This window comes from Actinoplanes sp. NPDC019969 (assembly GCF_055562375.1).
Genome location: NZ_JBVHFK010000011.1, coordinates 139176 through 161729, shown reverse-complemented (window position 1 = coordinate 161729; position 22554 = coordinate 139176). Strand labels below are relative to the sequence as shown.

Sequence of the window (22554 nt, the reverse complement as noted above, 5' to 3'; positions counted from 1 at the left end):
CGGCACAGCATGCGGACGATCACCGAAAGATCCGAGCACGGCACTAGAACAGCAGCGCCCCCACTGGGAATCCGATGCGCTGACTAGGCTGGACGCCGTCGGGGTGCACTAGTACGGCGGAGGCGGCGTGAGGGGCGACGAGACCGGACCAGCGTCGGTGCGTATCGCAGGGGACCTGCGCCGGCAGATTCTCGGTGGCGCTCTGCGGCCGGGCGACCGGCTGCCGTCGATCCGGCAGCTCGTGCGCGATCACGGCGTAGCCATGGCAACCGCCAGCCGGGTGATCGCCACATTGCGGCAGGAAGGATTGACCGAAACGGTCACCGGGGTCGGCACCGTGGTGGCTGCCACCGGCAACGGACGTGGCCCGCACCGCCGGGACGGGCCGGGCCGCAGCGACGCTGACGCGTTCCTGTCCCGCGTCGTGACCACCGCGACCGCGATCGCCGACGCCGAAGGGCTCGCTGCCACCGGCATGCGCCGCATCGCCACCGAACTCGAGGTGGCCACCATGGTGCTCTACCGGCACGTACGCGGCAGAGAACACTTGACGACACTGATGGCCGACGCCGCCTTCGCCGCACACCGCCCGCCGGTCCGGCCACCGGCTGGCTGGCGGGCCCAGCTGGAGCTGATCTGCCGCCTCCAATGGAGCATGTACCAGCGACACCCGTGGCTGGCACAGGTCGTCTCGCTCACCCGCCCGCTCCTCGCGCCGAACGCGATCGCCCACACGGAATGGACGATGCGCGCCGTGGCCGACCGAGGCCTGGACCACGGCACACTGATCCACCTCGCGGCCATGGTGGCCAACTTCGTCCGCGGTACGGCGATAAACCTGGAACGTGAGGCCGAGACGGAGCAGGACACCGGCCTCACCGACGACGAATGGATGAGTACGCAGGGTGAAGCGCTGTCCGCGGCCTTGCGTGGTGGCTCATTCCCCATCATGGCCAGCCTCTCGACGCGCGACGACGTGGATCTCAGCATCGACTCGCTGTTCGAGTTCGCGCTTCAGCGCCTGCTCGACAGCGTGGCGTTACTGCTGGCCGGCTGGCAAGCAGAGGGTAGCTCCGGCTCGCCGTGATGTCCCGGGCCGCGGATGGACGACACCGCCACGATCACCGCCGCCAAGCTGCGCGACGTGATCGAACGGCTCATCCCCGCCGGGCAGTGGCAGCCCGGTGACCCGGGCCGTCGAACGCCTGCCGTCCGGCGCCACCGCCAAACCGGTCTGGCTGCGGTGGTCCCACCCGACCGCCGGCACCGCCGAGGTCGACCTGCTCTGGCAGGCGTTCCTGCGCCGCTTCCACATCGAGCACACCTTCCGCATGCTCAAACAGACCCTCGGCTGGACCAGCCCCAAACTGCGTGACCCTGCCGCCCCCTACCGCTGGACCTGACTCGTCGTGACCGTCTACACCCAGCTCCGCCTCACCAGCCCCGCCGCTGCACCGAACCGGCTCAATTGCGATTCGGACTTCGATGGACGAGCAGGACTTGACCTTCGCGAACCAGCGCCGCAGTGACGATCTCGGGCATGGGTGGGATTGTGGCATGCCCTTCCGGCAAGAACGTCCGGATCTGCCGCGATCCGCTCGTCGCACGGCGTTGCGGCTGCCGAAGGCTTGCCGGCACCCGCTCGTGTCGAGGAGCGGGCCTTCGGCGCGTGGAATAGGCCGATCGAGAGGGCTGTATGCGGGAGTGCGACTATCGGTCATGACAACGATCGAAGTGGTCCTGGGCGACATCACAGACCAGCACGTGGACGCCATCGTGACGGCCGCCAACGAGTCGCTGCTCGGTGGCGGCGGAGTCGACGGTGCCATCCATCGGGCCGCAGGGCCGCAACTGGCGCAGGCTGGCGCGGCCATCGCCCCCTGCGATCCGGGCGATGCCAAGGCAACCCCGGCGTTCGACCTGAACCCGCCGGTGCGAAACGTCATCCATACGGTCGGCCCCGTCTGGGAAGGGGGCGGCTTCGGCGAGGCGGACGTGCTGGCGGCTTGCTACCGGCGGCAGCCTGCAGGTAGCTGATGAGCTACAGGCCCGCTCGGTCGCGTTCCCCGCCATCGCCACCGGTGTCTACGGCTTCCCGCCGCAGGATGCCGCCCGCATCGCGGTGAACACCATCCGCTCGACACCCACCACCGTCCAGCGGATCCTTCTCGTCGCGTTCGAGGAGCAGACCAGAGACCTGCTCACCGCGTTACTTCAGGAGGAAACCGGCTGGCACGGCGGCGCTGTCCGGCAGTAGCCCTCATCCGGATCTGCCGCGATGCGCGTTCCCCTCGGGTTGGCGTCGGCATCTCGACTGCTAGGTCCGTGACGGGTGGAGCGGGCGAGGCTCAGAGGCCGTCGGCGTCGCGAAGGGTGCCCTTGTGGGGGGAGTCGACGGACAGCAGGTTCGGTCCCACTCGTCTTCATCCTTCAACGCCAGCCACCACGGGAGCATAAGTACGAGGTAGGCGAGGGCAGCCGCACCGATCAAGCCAAGCACCCCAAATGCGATATACCTGCGGCCACTGCGGCTGGGGGCACCATGCCCGATGTCTGATTGCAGCGGGTTCGGCATAGATCCGAGGGTAGTAACGAGGAGCGCTGGTCTCCTCGCCTTTGCCGATCGAAGGCCTGCTGCCCGACGACACGCTCACCTGCCGCGATCCGCACGCTGGCCAGCCAGCGCCGTCACGGCTGATAGGCGGCGGTGACTGGCTGGCGTCTTGTCGTGTCGACGAGAGGGCATTTGGTCGAAGCTGCGCCCGACGACATCAATGGCCGGCATCAGCGATGAACCATCCGATCGCAAAACCAGCGATGGCGATCGCGTATCCGGTCGCCATTCCCGTGATCCACCAGGGCCTCCGTAGGGCGCAGGTCGTCCCTGCGATTGCTATCCCTATCAGTGCGGTCCAACCAGGTGTTGTGGCAGCTACCATCTGGCCGCCATACGAGCAGATATGGTGGCTCATCGGTGGCGAGCACTCGTGCCCGGCCCATGGGAAGGTCAGGACCGAGCCACATCCCGAGAACGTCACAAGCACGATCAAGCCTGCAGCCACCCACACACCATCACCCCGCGGCAAGCGAGATCTTGTTGAGGATCGCTTGTTCACCAACCGACCGTACGCGCACGAACTGGACCGTGGATGGCTTGTGAAGTCCAACGGCCACGTCTTGACGGAATGGGCCAGCTCATCCGACTCGTGTGCACCCTTTTGCCGCTGATCGCTCGTGCACCGATGCAGCCGAGTTCGCTACCCAATCAGCCAGCCGCCGACCAGGGCGGGGGCCGTCAGCACAAAGCCAGCGATCAGCGCGACCGTGCGGATGGGGCGGCCGATGGCGAGGCCGGCAAGGCCGATGAGCAGAGCCATCAGCGTGACAGCGGCGGGTAGAGGCCGAGCCCAGTCCGGCCCAGTGATCGGGCAGACGATTTGGCCGGTGGCGTCGAAACAGTAGTTCGACATGAGATGCCTTGAGTCGATGATCACGTATACGGCCAGAACGAGCAGACCCGCGAACGCACCGACCGCCTGAGCGATCGCGGAGGAGTTGCCGTACCGCGTAGCGGGGAGGCGCCTAGTCTCGGCCGGCGGCGTATCCGAGGTGAATGGCTTTGAGATTCTGTTCGCTGCGGTCATCGCTTGATCTTGATGGTGACGGGCACCGAGTTCATTCGGCCGAACGTCCTCATCTGCCGCGGGCGGCGCGCTGAGGCGCGTGGGCTCGGGCCGGGTTCGGCAGGCGTATGCGGCTGAGGGCGAGCATGTCGATGAGCCGGCCAGGCCCGGAGGTGGCGCATCGCGACGATCGACGCGTCCGGCGAAGGCAGGCACGAGCGCGGTTCTATGCGGTGAAGCGAAGATCAGCCCAGACATGTTTGCCGATGTCGCTGTGGTGCCGGTAGACGCCCCAGCGGTCCGCTATGGCTTGGATCAGGTGCATACCACGCCCGTTGGGCTGATCGGCGTGGCGTGCCCGCACAGCGGGACTGCGCGGGTCGTTGTCAGCCGCTACCAGGCGCAGGTGTTCCCCGGTGTTGGACAGCTGCGCCTCGCGCAGCCCTCCGCCGTGCCGGACGGCGTTGCTGAGCAGTTCGGTGAAGACCAGATCCATGTCCTCGTACAGGTCGCGCCGTGGGGGTCGAGTCAGCAGCTCCGGCAGTGTGCGCCGGGCCCAGTTGCGCCCTTCGGTGCTGGTGGCGGCATCCCGTGGGTGCGGTGGCCGCCAGGTGGCGGTGCGCTGCTGGTCAAGGACGGGCGGTGAGGATTCGGCGGTGACCGTCGCGATGCGGGAGGCATCGAGCGCTTCGGCCGCCGAGCGAGCGAGCCGTTCGGCGGCGTGTACGTCGTCTTCAGTGAAGGCTTCTCGGGCGTCGAGTTCGCGGAGCAGAGTCATGGCGCCCAGTAGTGCGCCGGTCGAGGTGTACAGCGGTACGACGATGGAGCTACCGATGCCCAGTCCCTGGAACCGAGTGCGCTGTTGCGGGGTTGCCGCCGTGGCCTGCAGCATGGCCGGCCCCACGTGAGGCAGATAGCGAGTGATCCCGGTAGCGGTCACGCGACCGGCGCCGTAGGCGTCACCTGTGCGAACCGGCATGTCCGCAGCCCACTCGCGGATCACCGGTTCACGGCCCGGATCGCGGTGTCGCAGCGTCACCATTTCCAGCGGCTCACCATCGACCGGCTGTGTCAGGCCCAGCTCGGCCAGCGGAACGGATGAGCCGGCGCGTAGAGCCTCGACCACAGACATCCGGACGTGGACGGCGCACCAGTCCGCCCACGCGGGCACCACCTCATCGCCCAGGACATCAGCGGTTGCGAACCAGTCGGACGTACCGCGGAGCCGGTCCTCGACGGGCCAGCTTTCCGGTATGTCCGACGGCATTGGACCCACATCCCCCAACGAACTCATGCCATGCCTTTTCGGCCAGGCGGCCGGGCTTGTACGGAGAACACCGGTCGCAGTTCGGCCCCCATGCTGACAGGTGCCTCCCGGCATTCGCCATCGGGAGGCGGCGTCACCGCTGGAAGTGGCAACCGACATCGACGATGACGAGTGCATCGGCCGCGATCCGCCCACTACACCGGGGCACGGGCTGTCGAGACCCGTCGGCGCCCGCTCGTGCCGATCCCGGCTTCCGGAACGATCTGATCGCTCACTCATCGCGCTCGCCAATCGGCGGCCTATCTTTCCGGTAGACATGATGGCGCCGGTCGTCGATCGGATTGTCCGGCTCGATGTCGCCGTGGGCGACGCGAGTCATGCCCGCCTTCTCCAGCACCCGCCACGACCGGATGTTGTCGGCGTGCACCGCCACGATCACGCACTCGGCGTCCTTGTGGTCGCGCCACAGTTGCCCGAGCGCCGATCGGATCATCCGGGTGCCGATGCCGTGCCCGACGTCCGCCGCGTCACCGATCAGGTAGTCGATCGTCATCGCGCGGGGCGGCACCGCGGTGAGCGGCGTCAGCTCGTTGAGGTACTCGGGGTAGTCGTGCAGGAACGAGCGTTGCAGCAGCCCGATCGGTACGCCGTCGAGAAACGCCAGAAGGTCCTCGTTCGGTTCCTCACGGCGCGCGGACGGTCCGAAGTCGCGCTCCACGGCCGCCAGGGACGTCTCGTGGTGCCACCAGCGGGCTACGTGCGGCTCTGCCAGCCAGCGCGCCAACAGCGGGAAGTCGGTAGGAGTGACATGTCGCCAGGACATCATGCAGCTGACGGTAACAGGACCTCCATACCGTCAGCATAGGATAAACGCGTGGATGACGTAGAGCTCCCGCTCCTGGGCACCGAACCGCTGGTCGTGGAATTCGTCAACACGCTGTACGGCGACGAGGACTTCCTCGGCACGACCGAACTGGCCACACTGTGGTTCACCACGGCCGGCGTACACCCCGCGCGTGACACGGCTGCGGCCAAGGCCCTGCGGAACAGCATTCACACCCTGTTCGCGGCGACGGTCACCGGCGCAACGCCGCCCGCGGCCGCGATCATGCACGTCAACGCAGTTGCCGCCCGGGCACCGACATCCCCGCACATGGTCCGGCAACCCACCGGGGCACTCGTCGCGAACAGCCGACGAGGCGCCGCAACAGGCGACACCGCGCTCCTCGGCAGCCTGGCCACCGCCTGCATCGAACTACTCACCGGAGAACAGACCCGATTGCTGCGCCGCTGCCGAACCCCCGACTGCTGCCTGTTCTTCGTGCAACACCATCCGCGCCGACGTTACTGCCATGAGTCTTGCGCCCATCGTGACCGCCAAATGAGGTACCACCGCCGACGTGCGGCGGTTCGGCTTTCCGGTTCCGGCCGTTCATGAGGCCTACGGCGCGAACATCGTGATGGAACGACTGCACGGGCCCACGATGATGGAGGCCTGTGCAGCGGGCGACCTCGAACTGGCACAGGCAGGCATCGAAGTGGCGGAGCTGCATCGTCGACTACACGCGATTCCACCACTCGCAGGCAAGGCAGCCGATGATCGGATCTTGCACCTCGATCTGCATCCTCAGAACATCATGGTGACAGCGCGCGGACTAGTCGTCATCGATTGGCGCAACGCCGCCGAAGGGCCGGCGGACCTCGACATCGCTATGTCCGCGATGATCCTTGCGCAGGTAGCCGTGGACGACTCCCATCCTCTGGCCGCCCCTGCGGCAACTCTGCTGACTGCTTTCCTGGACGCCACGGACGGCGAACCGCTGTCGGCCCTTGCCCAAGCCGCCGTGACGCGACGCGACGATCCCAACACCACCGCTGCCGAGGCGGCCCGAATCGATGCAGCCGTCCAGCTGGTTTCCGGCCTCCGGCGAACCAGCGGCTGAGTCCAGGGCGTCCGCCGTCGTTACGGCCGGTGGGCGACCACGACGAGCCTGCGTCCTGTCGATGACAGCGCACGTGCTCAGGCGGCCGGTGATGCGCCATGAGCATGCCCGTCACACTGGGTAAACGCGGTACTGCAGCTTTTCGTCGTATCGGAGACCAGTGACCGCCGTGATGATCGACCAGAGGAAGTCCTCGTCCGGGCCCCAGGTCGGCAGGGCGATCTCGGTCTCGACCGGCAGTGGCGTTCCTTCGTCCTCGACGGCCACACCATCGGCGTAGACGTAATGCCGGGTTCGTTCTCCGTTCGTGAACAGGGTGAAGCCGTATGTGCTCGAAACGCTGCTGAAGAAGACCACCAAGGCGTCGGCCGGGTCGGTCGGCTCCCAGCCCATGACCACATCCATCATCGGGTTCCAGACCTGCACCCAGCCACCCGACTCGGCGGCATAGAGGGCGTCGGGCTTGAGAGCGCTGGTGGCCTGGTCGGCTCCGACCAGTTCGCCGCTGAAATCCGTGATGGCGAGGTCGTCCACCGCCTCGTCCGCCGTCACGTCCTGACGGAAGAGCACCGAGGTGTTCCAACCCATGATCAAACCTTTCCTGGTACGGCGGGGACCGCCGCCCATTGTTCAGGGCGGCGCCGTCAGGACAACGTGGGAGGGCGCTCTCGCGAGAGACGTCCCCCAGCGGGGTGGGGCGGTGCCTGCTGTAGCCGCCCTTGACGATGTGGGCCGCTTCGCCGTGGCGCCGGGGGAAGGGCGGAGGAAAACCACGAGTTCATCGGGCGCTGCCGGGTCGGACCAGGCCGGACTCGTAGGCGAAGACGACCGCCTGCACCCGGTCGCGCAGGCCGAGCTTGGTGAGGATCCGGCCGACGTGGGTCTTCACGGTGGCCTCGGCGACCCGCAGGCGGCCGGCGATCTCCAGGTTCGACAGGCCCTGCGCGACCAGCAGCAGCACCTCGCGTTCCCGGCCGGTCAGGTCGGCCGGGCCGTCCGCGGCGGGACCGCCGGTGACGAGCCGGCCGGCGAACCGGTCCAGAAGCCGGCGGGTCACCCGGGGCGCCACCACCGCGTCACCGCCGGCGACCACCCGGATCGCGGTCAGCAGCTCGTCCGGGGGCGCGCTCTTGAGCAGGAAACCGCTGGCCCCGGCCTGCAGCGCGGCGAACGCCTCCTCGTCGGTGTCGAACGTGGTCAGCACCAGCACCCGGGGCAGCGGCCCGGCGGCGCAGATCCGCCGGGTCGCGCTCACCCCGTCGAGCACCGGCATCCGCAGGTCCATCACGACGACGTCGGCGGCGGTGGCCCGCAGCAGGCGCAGCGCCTCGGCGCCGTCGCCGGCCTCGCCGACCACCGTCATGTCGTCCTGGTAGTCGAGGACCATCCGGAACCCGGCCCGGACCAGGTGCTGGTCGTCGACGAGCACGATGCGGATCACGCCGGCACCGCCCGGGCGCCGGACAGCGGGATGCCGGCGTGGACCCGCCATCCGCCGCCGGGGCGTGGGCCGGCGGCGAACGTGCCGCCGTACAGGGCGACCCGCTCCCGCATGCCGACCAGCCCGTGCCCACCCGGGGAGGCGGGCCCGCCACCCGTGCCGGTGTCGGTCACCTCGATGTCGATCATGTCCTTCCGGTAGCCGACGGTGACGGTGGCGGCCGGGTCCGCGCCGCCGTGCCGCAGCGTGTTCGTCAGCGACTCCTGCACGATCCGGCACACCGCCAGGGCCACCCCGCCGGGTACGTCCGGGGCCGTGCCGTCGACGACCAGGGTGGCGTCCACCCCGGCGTCGCGGGCCCGCTGCACCACGGCCTCCACCTGCGCCAGCGCGACCGGCACGCCGTCGGTGAGACCGTCGCCGTCGCTGCGCAGCAACTCGACGAGCTGCTTGATCTCGGCGAGGGCGTCGCTGCCGGTGCCGCTGATGGCCCGTAGCGCCTCGCGGGCCCGATCGGGGTCGCGGTCGAACGCGTACGCCCCGCCGTTGGCCTGCAACACGATCACCGACAGTGAATGCGCGACGATGTCGTGCAGTTCCCGGGCGATCCGGGCCCGTTCCTCGGCGACGGCGATCCGCGCGAGGTGCCGGCGTTCCCGTTCGGCGCTGAGCCGGCGGTCGGCGGCTGCCGTCTTGAGCTGGCCGGCGTACCGCACGCTCAGGCCCAGCGCCCACACCACGGCGCCGTAGCCGATCACCAGCCCGGAGCCCCGCACGATCTGCTCGGCGGTGATCGGCCAGCCGGTGCTGGCCGCGTTCTGCAACGGCAGCAGCAGGCAGCCGACCAGGCACGCGCTGAGCCCGCCGGCGACGGCCCGCCGCGGGGACGCCGCGTGCACGACGACCGCGTACAGGGCGACGGCGACGGTGAGCAGCAGCATGCCGTCGTGCAGTTGCGTCCCGTGGACCTGGATCGTCGCGGTCACCGTGGTCAGCGCCGACACGACGGCGAGGACGGCGAGCGGGTGGCGGCGCCGCCACAGCAGCGCCAGGCCCGCGAGCACGCCGAACAGCAGGCCGCCGAGGCGGAACTGATGCCACCACCAGGTCGACAGGGCGGCCACCGCGAAGGACACCGCCAGGTCGGCAGGGGAGAGCCAGGCGAGGGTACGGGGACGCGCCGACATGCCGGTCAGCGTAGGAGGTTCACTCACTGCGCAGCTCCTGAACCCGGACCAGGCGGAACAGCAGCGGCAGCCCGGCCGCCGTGACCACGGTGATCATCGCGGCGACCGCGGCGGTCAGGACGGCGATCGCCGGCCAGTCGACGGTGACCGGCGCCCGGGTGGCCGCGAGCAGCACCGCCGACAGGGTGCCGCCGATGGCCACCGCGAGCAGCAGCCCGACCGCGGCGGGGATCGCGACCTGGTAGAGCAGCGACGCCGACAGGGTCCGCCGCCGGGTGCCGAACGCGGCGAGCACGGCCAGCAGCCGGCGGCGTTCGCGCAGCTGCTCGGTCACGTTGACCAGCATGCTCGCGCCGATGAACAGCAGCAGCAGGACGCCGCAGGCCTGCGCGACCTGCCGGGCGCCGGCGAACTGGTCACCGATCCGCTGGTCGCCGAACAACTGCAGGGGCGCGGCCGGGGCCAGCCGCAGCATGGTGGTGCGGACGTGCTCGACGGCGTCCGGGTCGCCCGGATCCAGCCGCATCAGGTACCCGTCGGTGATCAGGCCGCGCAGGTCGGCCCGGACGCCCAGGGCGGCCGGCGTGGCCAGGTACTCCACCGGCCCGGCCTCGCTCGGGTACGCCGGCACGGCCGGCAGGGCGGCGGGCACGGTCCACCGCGACAGTGGCGCATCCCCGGCGCCGAACAGCGCGGCGGTGGTCCCGGCCGGTAACGGGGAACTCTCCCAGCCGGGCTGGACGGCCTGGAAGACGTCGCCGTCGGCACAGGTCGGCAGGGGCGCGTACTGCCGCAGCACGTCGCAGTCGCCGACCCGTACGCCCGCACCGATCTGGTCCTGCGGGCTCGCCCGCAGATCGCCGTAGCCGGAGACGCGCACCTCCCGCACTCCCGCAGTGTCCCGGAGGGCGGTGTGCCAGCCGGTTCCGTCGGCGCCGTTGGTGTAGGCGGCGACCTGGAAACGGTCCGCCGGTGGCTGTGCTCCGCCGGTCGCCGCGATGGACGCGCCGAGCAGCCCCTGCACGGCGATGACGCCGGCCACCGACACGGCGATGCCGGAGACCGCGCGGACGGCGGTGTCACTGTCCAGTTGCAGCCGCCGGACACCGAGCTGCCAGGCGACGCTGCCGCCGCCGAGGCGCCGCACCACGGCCGGGACCAGCCAGGGCAGCAGGACGACGACACCGGTCAGCAGCAGGATCGCCCCGGCCGCCAGCTGGGCCCGGGTGCCGTCGCCGACCTCGCCGGGCAGCCCGCCGAGCAGCGGGTACAGCAGGGCGATTCCGGCGGCCGGCGGCACCAGCCGCCACCAGAGCCGCCGCCGGTGGGGCGTGCTCTGCCGGACCACGCCCAGCGGTTCGATGACGACGCGGCGCAACGCCGACAGCGTCACCAGGACGGCGCCGGCCGGCACCAGCAGCAGGATCAGCGCGAGCAGGACCGGCGCCGGGCGCAGATCCTCCGGGTACGGGCTGAAATCCGCGGGCAGCAGCGCCCCCACCACGCCGCGCAGCCCGAGGAACACCAGCGCGCCGACAGCGAGGCCGAGGACCGCGCCGATCAGGGCGTCCCCGGACGCGATCAGGTGGGTCATCCGGCGATCGGCGCCGACGAGGCGGATCGCGGCGAGCTGCCGTTCGCGGCTCGCGCTGCCGAAACGCACCGCCGTCGTCACGAACACCAGCACCGGCAGCAGCAGGATCACCGCGCCGACGACGGCCAGGACCACGATCATCCCGTCGGTCCCGGACGGCTCGCCGCCACCGAACGCGGCGATCCGCTGCGCGCCGTCCTCGCTGCTCAGGGATGCCGAACCGAGGTAGAACCACATCTCGTCCGGCCCCGAGAGACCCTCCGGCGCGACGACCCCGGCGACCCGGGCGGGCCAGCGTCCGGCCAGCAACTCGCCGCCGGGTCCGGCGAGGAGCCCGGCGAGGGCGGGGGAGACGAACAGCTCGCCCGCCGCCGGTAGCCGGGTCACTCCGGGTGGCGCGGGGGCGCGGTCGCCCTCCGGGCGCAGGATCCTTCCGCGTACGACCACGTCCCGGAACCTGGTCTCCACGGTCAGCGCCAGCAGTGTGCCCGGGCCGGCCCGCTCCACGCTGGGACCGGTGACCCGATCGGCGCGCCGCTGCTCACGAGCCGTGACGGCGCCGGGTGTGGCCGCCAGCAGGAGCAGCATGCCCACCCCGAGGCCGACCCCGGCGGCGATCAGCGCGAGCCGCAGCCGGCCGGACCGGCCGCCGGCCACGCTCAGCCGTACCCCCAGAATCAGATCCCGCACCCACGCGAACGCGCCCCGCCCGCCGGTCATCGGCGCACCGCCGCGGCGCCGTCGTGGAACACGACCTCACGGTCGGCCCACGACGCGGTCCGGGCCTCGTGGGTGACCAGCACCACCGCGCTGCCGCGTTCCCGGGCGGCGGCCACCAGCAGCCGCATCACCTGTTCACCGTTGCGGGAGTCGAGCGCGCCGGTCGGCTCGTCGGCGAACACCACCCGCGGCGCGGTGACCAGCGCACGCGCCACCGCCACCCGCTGCCCCTGGCCACCGGACACCTGCCCGGGGCGCTTTCCGGCCACTTCCGCCACCCCCAGTTGGGCGAGCAGCTCGCCGGCGGACCGTTCGGCCGGGCGGCGGCGCGTCCCGGCGAGCCGCAGCGGAAGGGCCACGTTCTCCAGGCACGTCAGTTCCGGCACCAGCTGCCCGAACTGGAAGACGAAACCGAACGCGCCCCGCCGCAACGCGCTGCGCTCGGAGTCCGGCATCGCCGTCAGGTCCCGGCCCTCGAAGACGACCCGTCCCGCGTCGGGCGGCAGGATGCCGGAAAGGCAGTGCAGCAGGGTGGACTTGCCGGAGCCCGACGGCCCGGTCAGCGCCAGCACCTCACCGGCGAAGACCTGCACCGACGCGCCGTTCAACGCTCGGGTGGCGCCGAACGACTTGCCGACGTCGTCGGCGACGAGCAACGGTTGCGATGACACAGGAACAGCTCCCAGCGACGTGAGGATCGGATGTGTCCTCGACGCTAGGGAGCCGGAAGGGCGCCGGCGTCCACCGCGATGATGATCCTTCGCGTACGACTTGAGTCGTACGGAACGGCTACGCCAGCTGCTCGATCTTGCGCAGCAGCACCGCGCGTTCCTGGGCGTTGCCGCAGAGCCGGGCGGCCAGTTCGAGTTCGGCGATGGCCTCGGCGGTGCGGCCCAGCCGGGTCAGCAGCTCACCCCGTACGGTCGGCAGCAGGTACGAGCCGGGCAGCCGGTCCCGGGCGACCAGGTCGTCCACGATGGCCAGCGCGTCGGCCGGGCCGGTCGCCATCGCCACGGCGACCGCCCGGTTGAGTTCCACGACCGGCGACGGCGCGACCCGGCCCAGCGCCTCGTAGAGCAGCACGATCCGCTCCCAGTCGGTGCCGGCGACCGAGGCGGCGGTGGCGTGGCAGGCGGCGATCGCGGCCTGCAGCCCGTACGGGCCGAGACCGCGTCCGGCGCCGGTGGCCTGACCCAGCGCGGCCAGGCCCCGGCGGATCGCCGAGCGGTCCCAGCGCCGCCGGTCCTGCTGCTCCAGCAGGACCGGCGTGCCGTCCGGGCCGGTGCGCGCCGGAAACCGGGAGGCGGTCAGCTCACACAGCGCGATCAGGCCGAACACCTCCGGTTCGCCGGGCAGCAGGGCGGCCAGGGTGCGGGCGAGACGGATCGCCTCGTACGCCAGCTCCCGCCGCACCAGCCGCTCACCGGACGTCGCCGTCGCACCCTCCGTGAAGATCACGTAGAGCGCGCTGAGCACCCCACCCAGCCGTTCCCGCCGGTCCGCCGCGGGCGGCACCGCGAACGGCACCCGGGCCGCGGCGATCGTCTTCTTGGCCCGGGTGATCCGGGCCTGGATGGTCGGCACCGGCACCAGGAACGCCCGGGCGATCTCCTCGCTGGTCAGGCCGCCGACGGTACGCAGCGTCAGGGCGACCCGGGCCTCGGGGGAGAGGACCGGATGACAGGCGACGAACATCAGCGCCAGCACGTCGTCGTCGATCCGGTCCGGGTCCCACAGCAGGTCCGCGTCGTCGTCCCCGGCCGGTGGCTCGGCGGCCAGCAGGGCGTACCGCTGGTCCCGGGCGGCCCGGCGGCGGAAGCTGTCGATCGCCCGCCGCCGGGCCGTCGCCACCAGCCAGCCCGCCGGATTGCCGGGCACGCCGTCGCGCGGCCACGACGTCAGCGCCTCGGCGAGGGCCTCCTGAGCGGCGTCCTCGGCCAGTTCGAGGTCGCCGGTGTAGCGGGCCAGCGCACCGACGATCCGGGCGGACTCGATGCGCCAGACCGCTTCGACACTCGTCACAGCTGGCCGGTCTGCTCACGCCAGGCGCGTTCCCGCTGCACGAACTCGTTGTCCTGAGGGAACTCGTCGATGCCGGGCACCCGGCGGATCTCGGTCTTCGCGCCGGGGAACGCGGGCATCCGCTTCGCCCACTCGACCGCCTCCTGCTTCGAGGCGACGTCGAGGATGTAGAAGCCGCCGAACAGCTCCTTGGTCTCCCCGTACGGCCCGTCGGTGACCACCGGGGCCGCGCCGCTGTAGTCGACGACGACGCCCTCCGACGCGTCGTCGAGGCCCTCCGCGGCGACCAGCACACCCGCCTTGATCAGCTCGTCGTTGTAGCGGCCGATCGTCTCGAGCATCTCGTCCATCGAGGCCTCGGCCATCTTCGCGAACGTCTCGTCGGTGCTCCGCATGATCAGCATGTACTTCGCCATGATGGCTCTCCCTGTCCTCCGGTCCGGTCGCCTGCCGACCTTCTCATCCTCAGGTCGAACGGGACCGCCGCCGATCGACAGCCCAGTCACTTTTTGGTGACCGGGTTTCTTGAAAGTGCCTTCTTCCCAGTTCGGCGACACTCTCTTACGGTTTCTGGGTAACCGAAAGAGAGTAAGGAGACGACATGTCCGTCACGCTGGTGAACCCGAGCGGCCTGCCCGAGATCCCGGTCTACCGGCAGGTGTCGGTGGCGACCGGGACGAGGCTGATCCACGTCGCCGGCCAGGTCGCATGGGACGCCGACGGCGCCCTGGTCGGCGCGGGCGACCTGGCCGCCCAGGTGGAGCAGTGCTACCTGAACGTGGGCACGGCCCTGGCCGGTGTCGGCGCCACCTTCGACGACGTGGTGAAACTGACCGTCCACGTCGTCGACTGGACGCCGGACCGGATGCCGCAGCTGCTCGAGGGCATCGAGCGGGCGGCGGCGAAGCTGGGCGTCACCCCGGCCGCCCCGGCGTCGCTGTTCGGCATCGTGGCCCTCGACGTGCCGGAGCACCTGGTCGAGGTGGAGGCCGTAGCGGTCGCCGACTGACCCGGCCTGCCCTAGGTTGGCGGCATGACTTCTCCCACGGATGTCGCCAGCCGGCACGTCAGCACGGTGATCCGCCGCCCGGCCGCCGAGGTGTACGCCTTCGCCGCCGAACCGGGCAACCTGAGCCGCTGGGCGGCCGGCCTCGCCCAGGGCGAGATCAGCCGGGACGGGGACACGCTCGTCGTCGACTCCCCGATGGGACGCGTCACCGTCGCGTTCGTCCCCGGCAACACGCTCGGCGTCCTGGACCACGACGTCACCCTGCCGTCCGGCACGACGGTCACCAACCCGGTCCGCGTCATCGCCCACCCCGCCGGATCCGAAGTGATCTTCACGGTCCGCCAGATCGAGCTGACCGACGAGCAGTTCGCGGCCGACATCCGTACGGTCGAAGCCGATCTTGATCGTCTGAGGCAGATCCTGGAGAGCTGAATCCCAGCTCAGCGCGGTGGGTCGGCGCGGGTCCGGGCCGCCTCGATGTGATGCAGGTACTCCTGGGTCCAGCCGCACATGCCGTCGACCACCTGGCGCAGCGCGTGTCCCGCCTCGGTGAGCCGGTAGTCGACCCGGGGCGGGACGCACGGGTGCACGGTCCGCTCGATCAGGCCGTTGCGTTCCAGGGTGCGCAGGTTCTGGGTGAGCATCTTGTGACTGATCCCGCCGATCGCGTCGCGCAGCTCACTGAAACGCATCGTCCGCTGCCCCACGAACTCGATGATCAGAAGGGCCCATTTGTTGGCGATGTCGGAGAAGATCTCGCGGGCCAGGGAGTCGGCGCGAGCCAGGTCCGCCTCGGGTGGCAGGACGCTGATCTCATCTCGGGTGCCCATCGCGATACTCTCCAGCAGATACCGAGGAACCACAAGTGACCGGGGTCGGCGAACGGTGCATGAACGGCATCCGTACGGTCGAGGCTGACCCTGCCCGATTGAAGAAGACCTTGGAGAAGTGATGACGAATTCGCCAGTCACCGTCACCGTGACCGGCGCGGCCGGTCAGATCGGCTACGCGCTGCTGTTCCGGATCGCGTCGGGCCAGCTGCTGGGTGCGGACACCCCGGTCCGGTTGCGGCTGCTGGAGATCCCGGCGGCGGTACGGGCGGCCGAGGGCACCGCGCTGGAACTCGACGACGCCGCGTTCCCGCTGCTCGCCGGCGTGGACGTGTTCGACGACGCGAAGCACGCGTTCGACGGTGTCAACGTGGCGCTGCTCGTCGGCGCGCGCCCGCGGACCAAGGGCATGGAGCGCGGTGACCTCCTCGAGGCCAACGGCGGGATCTTCGCCCCGCAGGGCGCGGCGATCAACGCCGGCGCCGCCGAGGACGTCCGCGTGCTGGTCGTCGGCAACCCGGCCAACACCAACGCCCTGATCGCCCGCAGCCACGCCCCGGACGTGCCGGCCGAGCGGTTCACCGCGATGACCCGCCTGGACCACAACCGGGCGAAGGCGCAGCTGTCCCGCAAGCTGCAGACGCCGGTGTCGGAGCTGCGCAAGCTGGCGATCTGGGGCAACCACTCGGCCACCCAGTACCCGGACGTCTTCCACGCCGAGGCCGCCGGCCGCCCGGTGTCCGAGCTGGTCGAGGAGAGCTGGCTGGCGGAGGAGTTCATCCCGCGGGTCGCCAAGCGCGGCGCGGAGATCATCGAGGTGCGGGGCGCGTCCTCGGCCGCCTCGGCGGCCTCCGCCGCGATCGACCACGTGTTCGACTGGGTGAACGGTACGCCGGAGGGTGACTGGGTCTCCGCCGCGGTGCCGTCGGACGGGTCGTACGGCGTACCCGAGGGCCTGATCTCGTCCTTCCCGGTCGTCTCCCGGGGTGGCCGTTACGAGATCGTCCAGGGCCTGGAGGTCAGCGACTTCTCCCGCGAGCGCATCGACGCGTCGGTGCGCGAGCTGCAGGAGGAGCGCGACGCGGTGCAGCGTCTCGGCCTGCTCTGACGACGGCGTACGGGGCCGGGCTCATCCGGCCCCGTAGGTCACCCGGGGTAGGGCTCCAGCCGTACCCAGACCTGTTTGCCCTTGTTCCCGCCGTCGTTCTCGCCGTCTTCGAGCGGCCGGAAGCCCCACGAGTGGGCGAAGGCCTCCACGAAGGTCAGGCCACGACCGCCGGTGGTACGTTCGTCGCTGTGCCGCCGGAGCGGAACCTGAGTGGACCGATCCGCGACCGACAGCAGGACCGCCCCGTCCTCGGCGTGCACCCGCAGCGCCAGGCAGCCACCGCCGTGCCGGATCGCGTTGGTGACCAGCTCACTGGCGATCAGCGTCGCGTCGTACATCCAGTCCTCGTCGGTGAGATCCCAGCCCGACAGAATCGCGCGCAGGGCACGGCGGGCCGCGGACGCCGCGCCGTTGCCGGCCGGCAGCTCGATCTCGGCGTTCAGTTCGCTCACCATGACGACTTCCCCGTGTCCCCGTGACGGTGGTCAGAGATACCCCGGGCGTGGCAGGGCCAACCTGCGATCACGGCTGCGGTACGACAGGCAGCATCATCGCGGATCACGCAAGCGACGGCAAACATGATGCGTGACAGGTTCCCGCGCCCGGTCGACCGGGCGCTGCGGGCGGCGGGCTGGTTCCCCGGGCGCCGGGCCGACGTCGCGAGGCATCCGGCCGCGGAACGGTTTCTCGACGAGACGGTCCTGCGCAGCGGAGCAATCAAGCGGGCTCGGTCTGCGATACCGTCTTGTCTATCGCGGCGGCCGCCTGAGGCGCCGCAGTGATGGGCGGTCCGTGAACAGCGCGAGGAGACACCGATGACCGACGCCACCGGCGACGCCGATCCCACAGCCACCGTCGAAGGGGAGTCCGAGGAGCAGCCGCCACCGTTCGAGAACCGGGCGGCACGCCGGTCCAAGGGCAAGGCGGCCGCCAACCACATCAGCGGTGCCGTGGGTCCCGTCCACGGCCGTTCCGGCACGGTGCAGAGCCCTCGCCAGTACGGCAACCGCCGCAGCGGCTGACCTGCGGGCTCAGATGTCCCCGTGACAGCGGTGGCGGACCTCGGCCAAGGGAAAACCCCGCGACTCGTCGATCTTCGACGATCCGTCGGCACGCCAGCCACCGGACTCGTAGAAGCGCCGCGCGCGTCCGTTGGTCTCCAGCGCCCACAGCACCATCTCGCGGTATCCGGCCTGCTGGAGCCGCTGCATACCGGCTTCCACGAGAAGCCGGCCGGCGCCGTGTCCCCAGTACTCCGGCAACACGTAGATCGCCTTGATCTCACCGACCAGCCGCGGATCCGTGTCCGGGTCTCGGCTGGGCGCGACGGTGACGAATCCGGCCACGCCACCCGCATCCTCAGAGGCGCTTGACCCGGGGGTACGGGTGGCGGAGCACGAGCCGATCAGAAGGGTGCGGGCCCGCTGCCGGCGAGGGTCACCAGAACCTGCGTCGCGAGCAGCTTCCGGACACCGATGACGGAAACCTGCCCGATCTGGTCGTAGGGCAGTTCCAAGGAGAGCCCTTCACCGGCGTCACCGATGCCTTCGATCTTCTGGTCCGGGCGGAACGTGCCACCCCAACCCCCGACACCCCCACGCTGATTGGTGCTGAGCGAAGCCATGCCGGACACCTGGGTGCCGCCAGAGAGAACCAGCCTCGCCGGACCGGAATAGTTCGTCATGGGCCCAACCGTAGCCGGGCGGCAGCACGCCTGTTCACCAGGTGACCTCGTCAGCGTCCCGCTTCCCCTCGGCGAGCCTTTGACACCGCCCTCGCCCGGCGGCGGCGACTTGCTCAAACAGCGATCGAACGGTGCTCGAAGACGTGGCCACGCGGCTCACCGCGATCACGGTCGACGAGAGTCGCCTGCGGCAGACGAGGCTCAAGACCATGTCCAGGGAGCCGGAGAACACGCACACGGCGCCCGCCACGTGCCCGTCGGCCCGGATCGGCACGCCCGCGTACGACCGCAGCCCGGGGAAGACCGTGGCCATCCGCAGGATGCCACCGGGTTCGGTGTGGAGATCGTCGATGCGGACCGGCCGGTCGTGGCGGCTGACCGCGGTGCACGGCGACCAGGCGGCCGGCAGAACACGGGTCTCCGCGACCCAGCCGCCGAATCCGGCCGGGCCGAGCAGCAGCACGGCATGATCGAGGACGAGAGTCGCCGCCGCGGCTGTCGCGCCGGTCCGGGTGGCCGTCTCGCCGAGCACGTCGTCCAGGTCGACCGGGTGCCGTTCCGCGGCGGCCCGCAACCGGGCCGCCGTCTCGTCCCGGCCGTCACCCAGCACGTCGAACGTGCACGCCTCGAATCCCGGCATCCGGCATCCGGCATCCGGCATCCGGCATCCGGCATCCTCTCGAGCATTTCCCGGGCGATCCGTGACGACCGTAGCCATCCACGGGTGATACGCCGGTTGTGGCGGGGGTGCGAACCCGGAGGGATCCGCGGCAGCCGCGACCGGGAGCGTGCCGGGGCGGGTCAGGTCAGCGATTCGAGGATGGCCATGCCGATGCCGAAGAGGGCCGTCGCCGCGGTGCCGCCGGCGGTCAGGGCCTGCAGCGGGGTCCCGCCGCGGGAACGCCACACGTTGTGGACCAGCACCCCGCACAGCATGCAGGAGAGCACGATGATCAGCAGCCAGGGGAGCACCGTCATCGACGGCTCCGGCCGTGCGCGTCGCGGCCGTTGCGGCTATCGAGCAGGACCTCGTCGATCAGCGGCTGATAGCGCGCGGTCTCCCTGCTGCTCCAGCGCAGATCGTCGAAGGCGCGGGCGAGCCCGTCCTGCAGGTACGGGCTGGCGAGCCCGGGACCGAACTCGGACAGCAGGGCCCTGGTGAACACCTCCGCCGCGTCGGGGTTGCGCTGGACGATCGCCTTTCCCTGCGCCACGTGCAGGATGACGGCCTCCGGGCGGGGGACCTCGGGGAACCGCATGCCCTCGGCGCCGTCCAGGTCGCCGCGCCGGATCAGCCGCCGCCAGAGCAGCTTCGCGATGATCGGCTCGAAGGCGCCGAGGATCGGGTTGCCCGAGGCGCGGAGCACCAGGCCGTGGTAACGGGCGTCCACCTCCCCGAACTCGCGTACGTTGTCGGCGAACGTCCCGGCCTCCTCGTACCCCAAGGTGTAGATCTTGCGGGTGAGCCCGATCATCGCGTCGTACTGCTGAGGCAGGATCCGCGACGCCGCGGCCCGGGCCGCGGCGGGCTCGATGCCGATCCGGGCCTCGTGAACCATCTCGAGGGCACCGAGTTGCTCGGTCTCCAGCAGCAGGTCCAACAGCCGCGGCGACAGCCAGTCCCACTGCTCGCGCGGCTGGAACACGGCGCCGGTCCGCTGGCGGCTCTGCACCACCCCGGCCGTCATCAGGGTGCGGATGCCCGCCGTCGCACTGTGCCTGGTGATCCGCAGCGCGGCGGCGACCTGTTCGACGGTGATGACCGATCCGATGTCCAGTACGCCCAGACCCTCGATCTCTGTGCCGGAGACCAGGCCGGCCATCAGCCGATACGGAACATCTCCGTGGGGCGACTCGCCCTCGTTCACGAATCCACCTCTCTGTCGTCGTGCGCGACCCTTCGAAAAACTCCGCGCAGAGGCGAAGCTTGTGAGGAAGAACGGGGGCCGCGAGCGCCGGTGACGGGAGCAGTGCAATTTTTTCCGCCGTTTTTACGGCCCGGTAGCCGGAGTCTCCGCTATTGCCCGGCATGTGACCGCGATAATGCGGTCGTGAGAGGGGTCGACTTGCGCGACTCGGCGGTTTTGTTCCGGGCAGTGTGCCGTCCGCCGAGCCGGACAGGAATTCACTGCCGCTTTACTTTCAGTATTTACGTGACTCCTTTACGTAGTCATTCGGCGTCGCCCACCTTTTCGGGGGACCCCATTCGAGCGCCTCGCCTGGGCTGATCGGGCCTGTGGTGGCTAGCGTGGCCGCGAGCCTGTCGCGGAGGAGCCGAAGATGGATGGGGTTTTTCAGCGCTATCGGGGTCCAAGCAAGGCGAATGCCGTTGCCGGCAGGGGGTGAGGGCAGGTTTTGCGCGGTGTCGACGAATTCTTCGATCGGCCATTGCTGAAGGCTCTCCGCAATGGCGTGGGAACCTTCAACGCTGTTGTCGCGATCGCGACGGCGCTGTCCGTGGTCGGTTCGGCGATCTACCTTTACGTCGTCTCGTTGCCGGCGGACGGGCAACTCGCGTTGCTGGCCGTCGCGCCCACGGTTCTGTCGATCGTGGTCTCCGGGGTGACGCTGCTGGCGTCGAAGAAGCTGCCGACGGTCACGTACAAGATCGAGAGCCTGGTCGGCACGCTCACGGTGGAGCGTGTCGGCCAGCATCATCGTTACACCAACGAGCGCGTTCAGAAGATCCGGTTCGCCCAGAACGGGACGCGTCTGATCGGCATCCACTCGTACATCACCGGCAGTTCGAACAGCACACGCGTCGTCGAGACGACCAATGCCGATCACGTCGTTCTCGACGGTGCGATCCCCGAGGAAGACGGCCGTATCCATCGCTGGATCTACCTCGGTGAGCCGTATGACCGAGGCGACGTGACCGAAGTGGGCTTGCGGCAGACCTTCGAGGACGACGCAAGCCCGATGCGACCGTTCTACCGTGAGGGAGGCGGCAGTCATCGGGTGAAGGAAATCGTCGTCAGACTTCGTTTCGACCGTTCTCAGGAACCGGCCAAGGTCGAGGCGCTGGTGTGGAATACTAACCGGCGGCCGAGCGATCGCAAGGTGGTCGGCCAGCTTCAGCATGAGCGCACGCTCGATGTTGCGTCCGGGAAAGTCGAATTCGTACTGCGGGCCGGCAGCCCGAAGCGATTCTATCGATACGGGTTCCGGTGGACCTCGGACAAACCTTGAATGAGGGTGAAGAGCGATGGAAAACGATTGACCATGTCCCTTGCGGCAGACGATGCGACGTCTGCCGCAAGGGCAACCGCTTAGCTGTCCGAGTTGTCCATCGCCCCGACCGCCTATCCTCATCGTTCAAGGCTGCCATTTAAGCACGCCCGCGCTAGATCGTCCACATAGTTGATGACCGGCCGCTGCCCTGCGCTGTTGACCGCATCGATGGAATGGGGAGCCGGGTTTATCAGGGCTATTGGCCGGCGGCTTCGCGGCCGACGACCATCGAGCGGTAGAGGTCCGGGGGGAAGGCGGCGGCGGTCGGCGCGTCGAGCCTGGTGCCGAGGCCGTCGAGGACCCGGGTGAAGAAGGAACGGGCGGCCACCGCGTACACGACGTCGGCGATCTCGGCGTCCGACAGCCCGGCGGACCGCAACTCGTCGACGTCCTGCTGTTCCACCGACGCGGCGTCGGCCGCGACCTTGGTGGCGAACCGGTAGACGGCACGGTCCTGCTCGTCGAGCGTGTCGCCGTCCGGGGCCTCGGCGATGCGGTGCAGCGAGGTCTCGTCGCCGCAGACGTCGCGCAGGAACTTCGCGTGGGCGGCGGTGCAGTACGTCGAGCGCAGCGCCCGTGCCGCCGCGATGGTGGCGAGTTCGTACCGGCGCCGGTCCATCCCGTCCCGGATCGTCGCGCTGAGCCCGTTCCACGCCTGGGCCACGTCGGGCCGGTGACCGAACGCGCCGGCATAGTTCGGCAGGAAACCCCACGCCTCGGTCTGCTGCCGGTAGTAGTCGGCGGTGGCCCCGGACGCGGCATCCTCAGGAATCATCTCGATGAACATGTCCCATTCTGCGCACGCGGTTCGCCGGCTTGAGACGGCGGTCTCAGATCCCCGGGCAGTTCACGTCCGTACTCCGGCATGTAGACCCATGGCGGAAAGGGCGAGGCA

Annotated in this window: 27 protein-coding genes and 1 pseudogene; 10 read left to right on the top strand and 18 right to left on the bottom strand. The window is 70.0% G+C overall.

Annotated features, from left to right (window positions below):
• The first annotated feature begins 127 nt into the window (after positions 1 to 127).
• The 3 genes and pseudogenes from ACZ3II_RS30415 (at position 128) to ACZ3II_RS30405 (ending at position 2257) form a co-directional block, all read left to right on the top strand.
• Entirely contained in the window at positions 128 to 1087 is a 960-nt protein-coding gene (locus ACZ3II_RS30415; protein ID WP_465521665.1) for a TetR/AcrR family transcriptional regulator C-terminal domain-containing protein, read from the top strand.
• 97 nt (positions 1088 to 1184) lie between these two features.
• Positions 1185 to 1403, top strand: coding sequence for a hypothetical protein (locus ACZ3II_RS30410; protein WP_465521663.1), 219 nt, complete (start codon positions 1185 to 1187; stop codon positions 1401 to 1403).
• Between the two features lie 316 nt (positions 1404 to 1719).
• A pseudogene (locus ACZ3II_RS30405) lies at positions 1720 to 2257 on the top strand (O-acetyl-ADP-ribose deacetylase).
• 1000 nt (positions 2258 to 3257) lie between these two features.
• Here the strand turns inward: ACZ3II_RS30405 and ACZ3II_RS30400 are convergent.
• From ACZ3II_RS30400 to ACZ3II_RS30390, 3 genes are all read right to left on the bottom strand, one after another.
• Complete coding sequence (locus ACZ3II_RS30400; RefSeq protein ID WP_465521661.1) at positions 3258 to 3644, bottom strand: hypothetical protein; 387 nt, start codon at positions 3642 to 3644, stop codon at positions 3258 to 3260.
• A 205-nt stretch (positions 3645 to 3849) separates the two neighbouring features.
• Positions 3850 to 4890: an ATP-binding protein gene (locus ACZ3II_RS30395; RefSeq protein ID WP_465521659.1), complete on the bottom strand. Its 1041-nt coding sequence runs from the start codon at positions 4888 to 4890 to the stop codon at positions 3850 to 3852.
• A gap of 271 nt (positions 4891 to 5161) precedes the next feature.
• A complete protein-coding gene (locus ACZ3II_RS30390) occupies positions 5162 to 5716 on the bottom strand; it encodes a GNAT family N-acetyltransferase (protein ID WP_465521657.1) in 555 nt (184 codons plus the stop codon).
• A 48-nt stretch (positions 5717 to 5764) separates the two neighbouring features.
• Here ACZ3II_RS30390 and ACZ3II_RS30385 point away from each other — a divergent pair, with 48 nt between their 5' ends.
• Entirely contained in the window at positions 5765 to 6328 is a 564-nt protein-coding gene (locus ACZ3II_RS30385; protein ID WP_465521655.1) for a CGNR zinc finger domain-containing protein, read from the top strand.
• The gene (locus ACZ3II_RS30380) at positions 6291 to 6833 is read left to right on the top strand and encodes a phosphotransferase (protein WP_465521653.1); all 543 of its coding nucleotides are present in this window, start codon (positions 6291 to 6293) and stop codon (positions 6831 to 6833) included. Before ACZ3II_RS30385 ends, ACZ3II_RS30380 begins: the two co-directional genes overlap by 38 nt.
• A gap of 111 nt (positions 6834 to 6944) precedes the next feature.
• Here ACZ3II_RS30380 and ACZ3II_RS30375 read toward each other — a convergent pair whose 3' ends face one another.
• The 7 genes from ACZ3II_RS30375 to ACZ3II_RS30345 all read right to left on the bottom strand — a co-directional run bounded on the left by ACZ3II_RS30375 (position 6945) and on the right by ACZ3II_RS30345 (position 14213).
• Positions 6945 to 7421 (bottom strand): hypothetical protein, encoded by a 477-nt coding sequence (locus ACZ3II_RS30375; RefSeq protein ID WP_465521651.1) that lies wholly within the window; start codon positions 7419 to 7421, stop codon positions 6945 to 6947.
• 190 nt (positions 7422 to 7611) lie between these two features.
• On the bottom strand, positions 7612 to 8325 hold the full coding sequence (locus tag ACZ3II_RS30370; RefSeq protein ID WP_465521649.1) for a response regulator: 714 nt from the start codon (positions 8323 to 8325) through the stop codon (positions 7612 to 7614).
• Positions 8271 to 9461 (bottom strand): sensor histidine kinase, encoded by a 1191-nt coding sequence (locus tag ACZ3II_RS30365; protein WP_465521647.1) that lies wholly within the window; start codon positions 9459 to 9461, stop codon positions 8271 to 8273. Before ACZ3II_RS30365 ends, ACZ3II_RS30370 begins: the two co-directional genes overlap by 55 nt.
• Positions 9462 to 9480: 19 nt before the next feature.
• On the bottom strand, positions 9481 to 11775 hold the full coding sequence (locus ACZ3II_RS30360) for an ABC transporter permease (RefSeq protein ID WP_465521645.1): 2295 nt from the start codon (positions 11773 to 11775) through the stop codon (positions 9481 to 9483).
• The gene (locus tag ACZ3II_RS30355; RefSeq protein WP_465521643.1) at positions 11772 to 12446 is read right to left on the bottom strand and encodes an ABC transporter ATP-binding protein; all 675 of its coding nucleotides are present in this window, start codon (positions 12444 to 12446) and stop codon (positions 11772 to 11774) included. The genes ACZ3II_RS30360 and ACZ3II_RS30355 overlap by 4 nt, the downstream gene beginning before the upstream one ends.
• 118 nt (positions 12447 to 12564) lie before the next feature.
• Positions 12565 to 13797, bottom strand: coding sequence for an RNA polymerase sigma factor (locus ACZ3II_RS30350; protein ID WP_465521641.1), 1233 nt, complete (start codon positions 13795 to 13797; stop codon positions 12565 to 12567).
• Entirely contained in the window at positions 13794 to 14213 is a 420-nt protein-coding gene (locus tag ACZ3II_RS30345; RefSeq protein ID WP_465521639.1) for a YciI family protein, read from the bottom strand. The genes ACZ3II_RS30350 and ACZ3II_RS30345 overlap by 4 nt, the downstream gene beginning before the upstream one ends.
• Before the next feature lie 185 nt (positions 14214 to 14398).
• Between ACZ3II_RS30345 and ACZ3II_RS30340 the strand changes: the two genes are divergently transcribed.
• A complete protein-coding gene (locus ACZ3II_RS30340; RefSeq protein WP_465521637.1) occupies positions 14399 to 14806 on the top strand; it encodes a RidA family protein in 408 nt (135 codons plus the stop codon).
• Positions 14807 to 14830: 24 nt separating this feature from the next.
• Positions 14831 to 15238: an SRPBCC family protein gene (locus tag ACZ3II_RS30335; RefSeq protein ID WP_465521635.1), complete on the top strand. Its 408-nt coding sequence runs from the start codon at positions 14831 to 14833 to the stop codon at positions 15236 to 15238.
• Between the two features lie 8 nt (positions 15239 to 15246).
• On the opposite strand, the gene ACZ3II_RS30330 is transcribed toward ACZ3II_RS30335, so the two are convergent.
• Positions 15247 to 15636 (bottom strand): winged helix-turn-helix transcriptional regulator, encoded by a 390-nt coding sequence (locus tag ACZ3II_RS30330; protein ID WP_465521633.1) that lies wholly within the window; start codon positions 15634 to 15636, stop codon positions 15247 to 15249.
• Positions 15637 to 15757: 121 nt separating this feature from the next.
• Here ACZ3II_RS30330 and ACZ3II_RS30325 point away from each other — a divergent pair, with 121 nt between their 5' ends.
• The gene (locus ACZ3II_RS30325) at positions 15758 to 16744 is read left to right on the top strand and encodes a malate dehydrogenase (RefSeq protein WP_465521631.1); all 987 of its coding nucleotides are present in this window, start codon (positions 15758 to 15760) and stop codon (positions 16742 to 16744) included.
• Between the two features lie 38 nt (positions 16745 to 16782).
• On the opposite strand, the gene ACZ3II_RS30320 is transcribed toward ACZ3II_RS30325, so the two are convergent.
• Positions 16783 to 17199 (bottom strand): ATP-binding protein, encoded by a 417-nt coding sequence (locus tag ACZ3II_RS30320; RefSeq protein ID WP_465521629.1) that lies wholly within the window; start codon positions 17197 to 17199, stop codon positions 16783 to 16785.
• Between the two features lie 360 nt (positions 17200 to 17559).
• On the opposite strand from ACZ3II_RS30320, the gene ACZ3II_RS30315 reads away from it, so the two are divergent.
• Positions 17560 to 17766: a hypothetical protein gene (locus tag ACZ3II_RS30315; RefSeq protein WP_465521627.1), complete on the top strand. Its 207-nt coding sequence runs from the start codon at positions 17560 to 17562 to the stop codon at positions 17764 to 17766.
• A 9-nt stretch (positions 17767 to 17775) separates the two neighbouring features.
• Here ACZ3II_RS30315 and ACZ3II_RS30310 read toward each other — a convergent pair whose 3' ends face one another.
• The 5 genes from ACZ3II_RS30310 to ACZ3II_RS30290 all read right to left on the bottom strand — a co-directional run bounded on the left by ACZ3II_RS30310 (position 17776) and on the right by ACZ3II_RS30290 (position 20251).
• Entirely contained in the window at positions 17776 to 18150 is a 375-nt protein-coding gene (locus ACZ3II_RS30310; protein WP_465522068.1) for a GNAT family N-acetyltransferase, read from the bottom strand.
• Entirely contained in the window at positions 18150 to 18428 is a 279-nt protein-coding gene (locus ACZ3II_RS30305; protein ID WP_465521625.1) for a hypothetical protein, read from the bottom strand. The genes ACZ3II_RS30310 and ACZ3II_RS30305 overlap by 1 nt, the downstream gene beginning before the upstream one ends.
• A 34-nt stretch (positions 18429 to 18462) precedes the next feature.
• Positions 18463 to 19068, bottom strand: coding sequence for a GAF domain-containing protein (locus tag ACZ3II_RS30300; protein ID WP_465521623.1), 606 nt, complete (start codon positions 19066 to 19068; stop codon positions 18463 to 18465).
• 161 nt (positions 19069 to 19229) lie between these two features.
• Positions 19230 to 19406 (bottom strand): hypothetical protein, encoded by a 177-nt coding sequence (locus ACZ3II_RS30295; protein WP_465521621.1) that lies wholly within the window; start codon positions 19404 to 19406, stop codon positions 19230 to 19232.
• Positions 19403 to 20251, bottom strand: a complete 849-nt coding sequence (locus ACZ3II_RS30290) for an FCD domain-containing protein (RefSeq protein WP_465521619.1) — start codon at positions 20249 to 20251, stop codon at positions 19403 to 19405. Before ACZ3II_RS30290 ends, ACZ3II_RS30295 begins: the two co-directional genes overlap by 4 nt.
• 532 nt (positions 20252 to 20783) lie before the next feature.
• Here ACZ3II_RS30290 and ACZ3II_RS30285 point away from each other — a divergent pair.
• Complete coding sequence (locus ACZ3II_RS30285; protein WP_465521617.1) at positions 20784 to 21617, top strand: hypothetical protein; 834 nt, start codon at positions 20784 to 20786, stop codon at positions 21615 to 21617.
• 238 nt (positions 21618 to 21855) lie between these two features.
• On the opposite strand, the gene ACZ3II_RS30280 is transcribed toward ACZ3II_RS30285, so the two are convergent.
• Complete coding sequence (locus ACZ3II_RS30280; RefSeq protein ID WP_465521615.1) at positions 21856 to 22434, bottom strand: carboxymuconolactone decarboxylase family protein; 579 nt, start codon at positions 22432 to 22434, stop codon at positions 21856 to 21858.
• Positions 22435 to 22554: the final 120 nt, after the last annotated feature.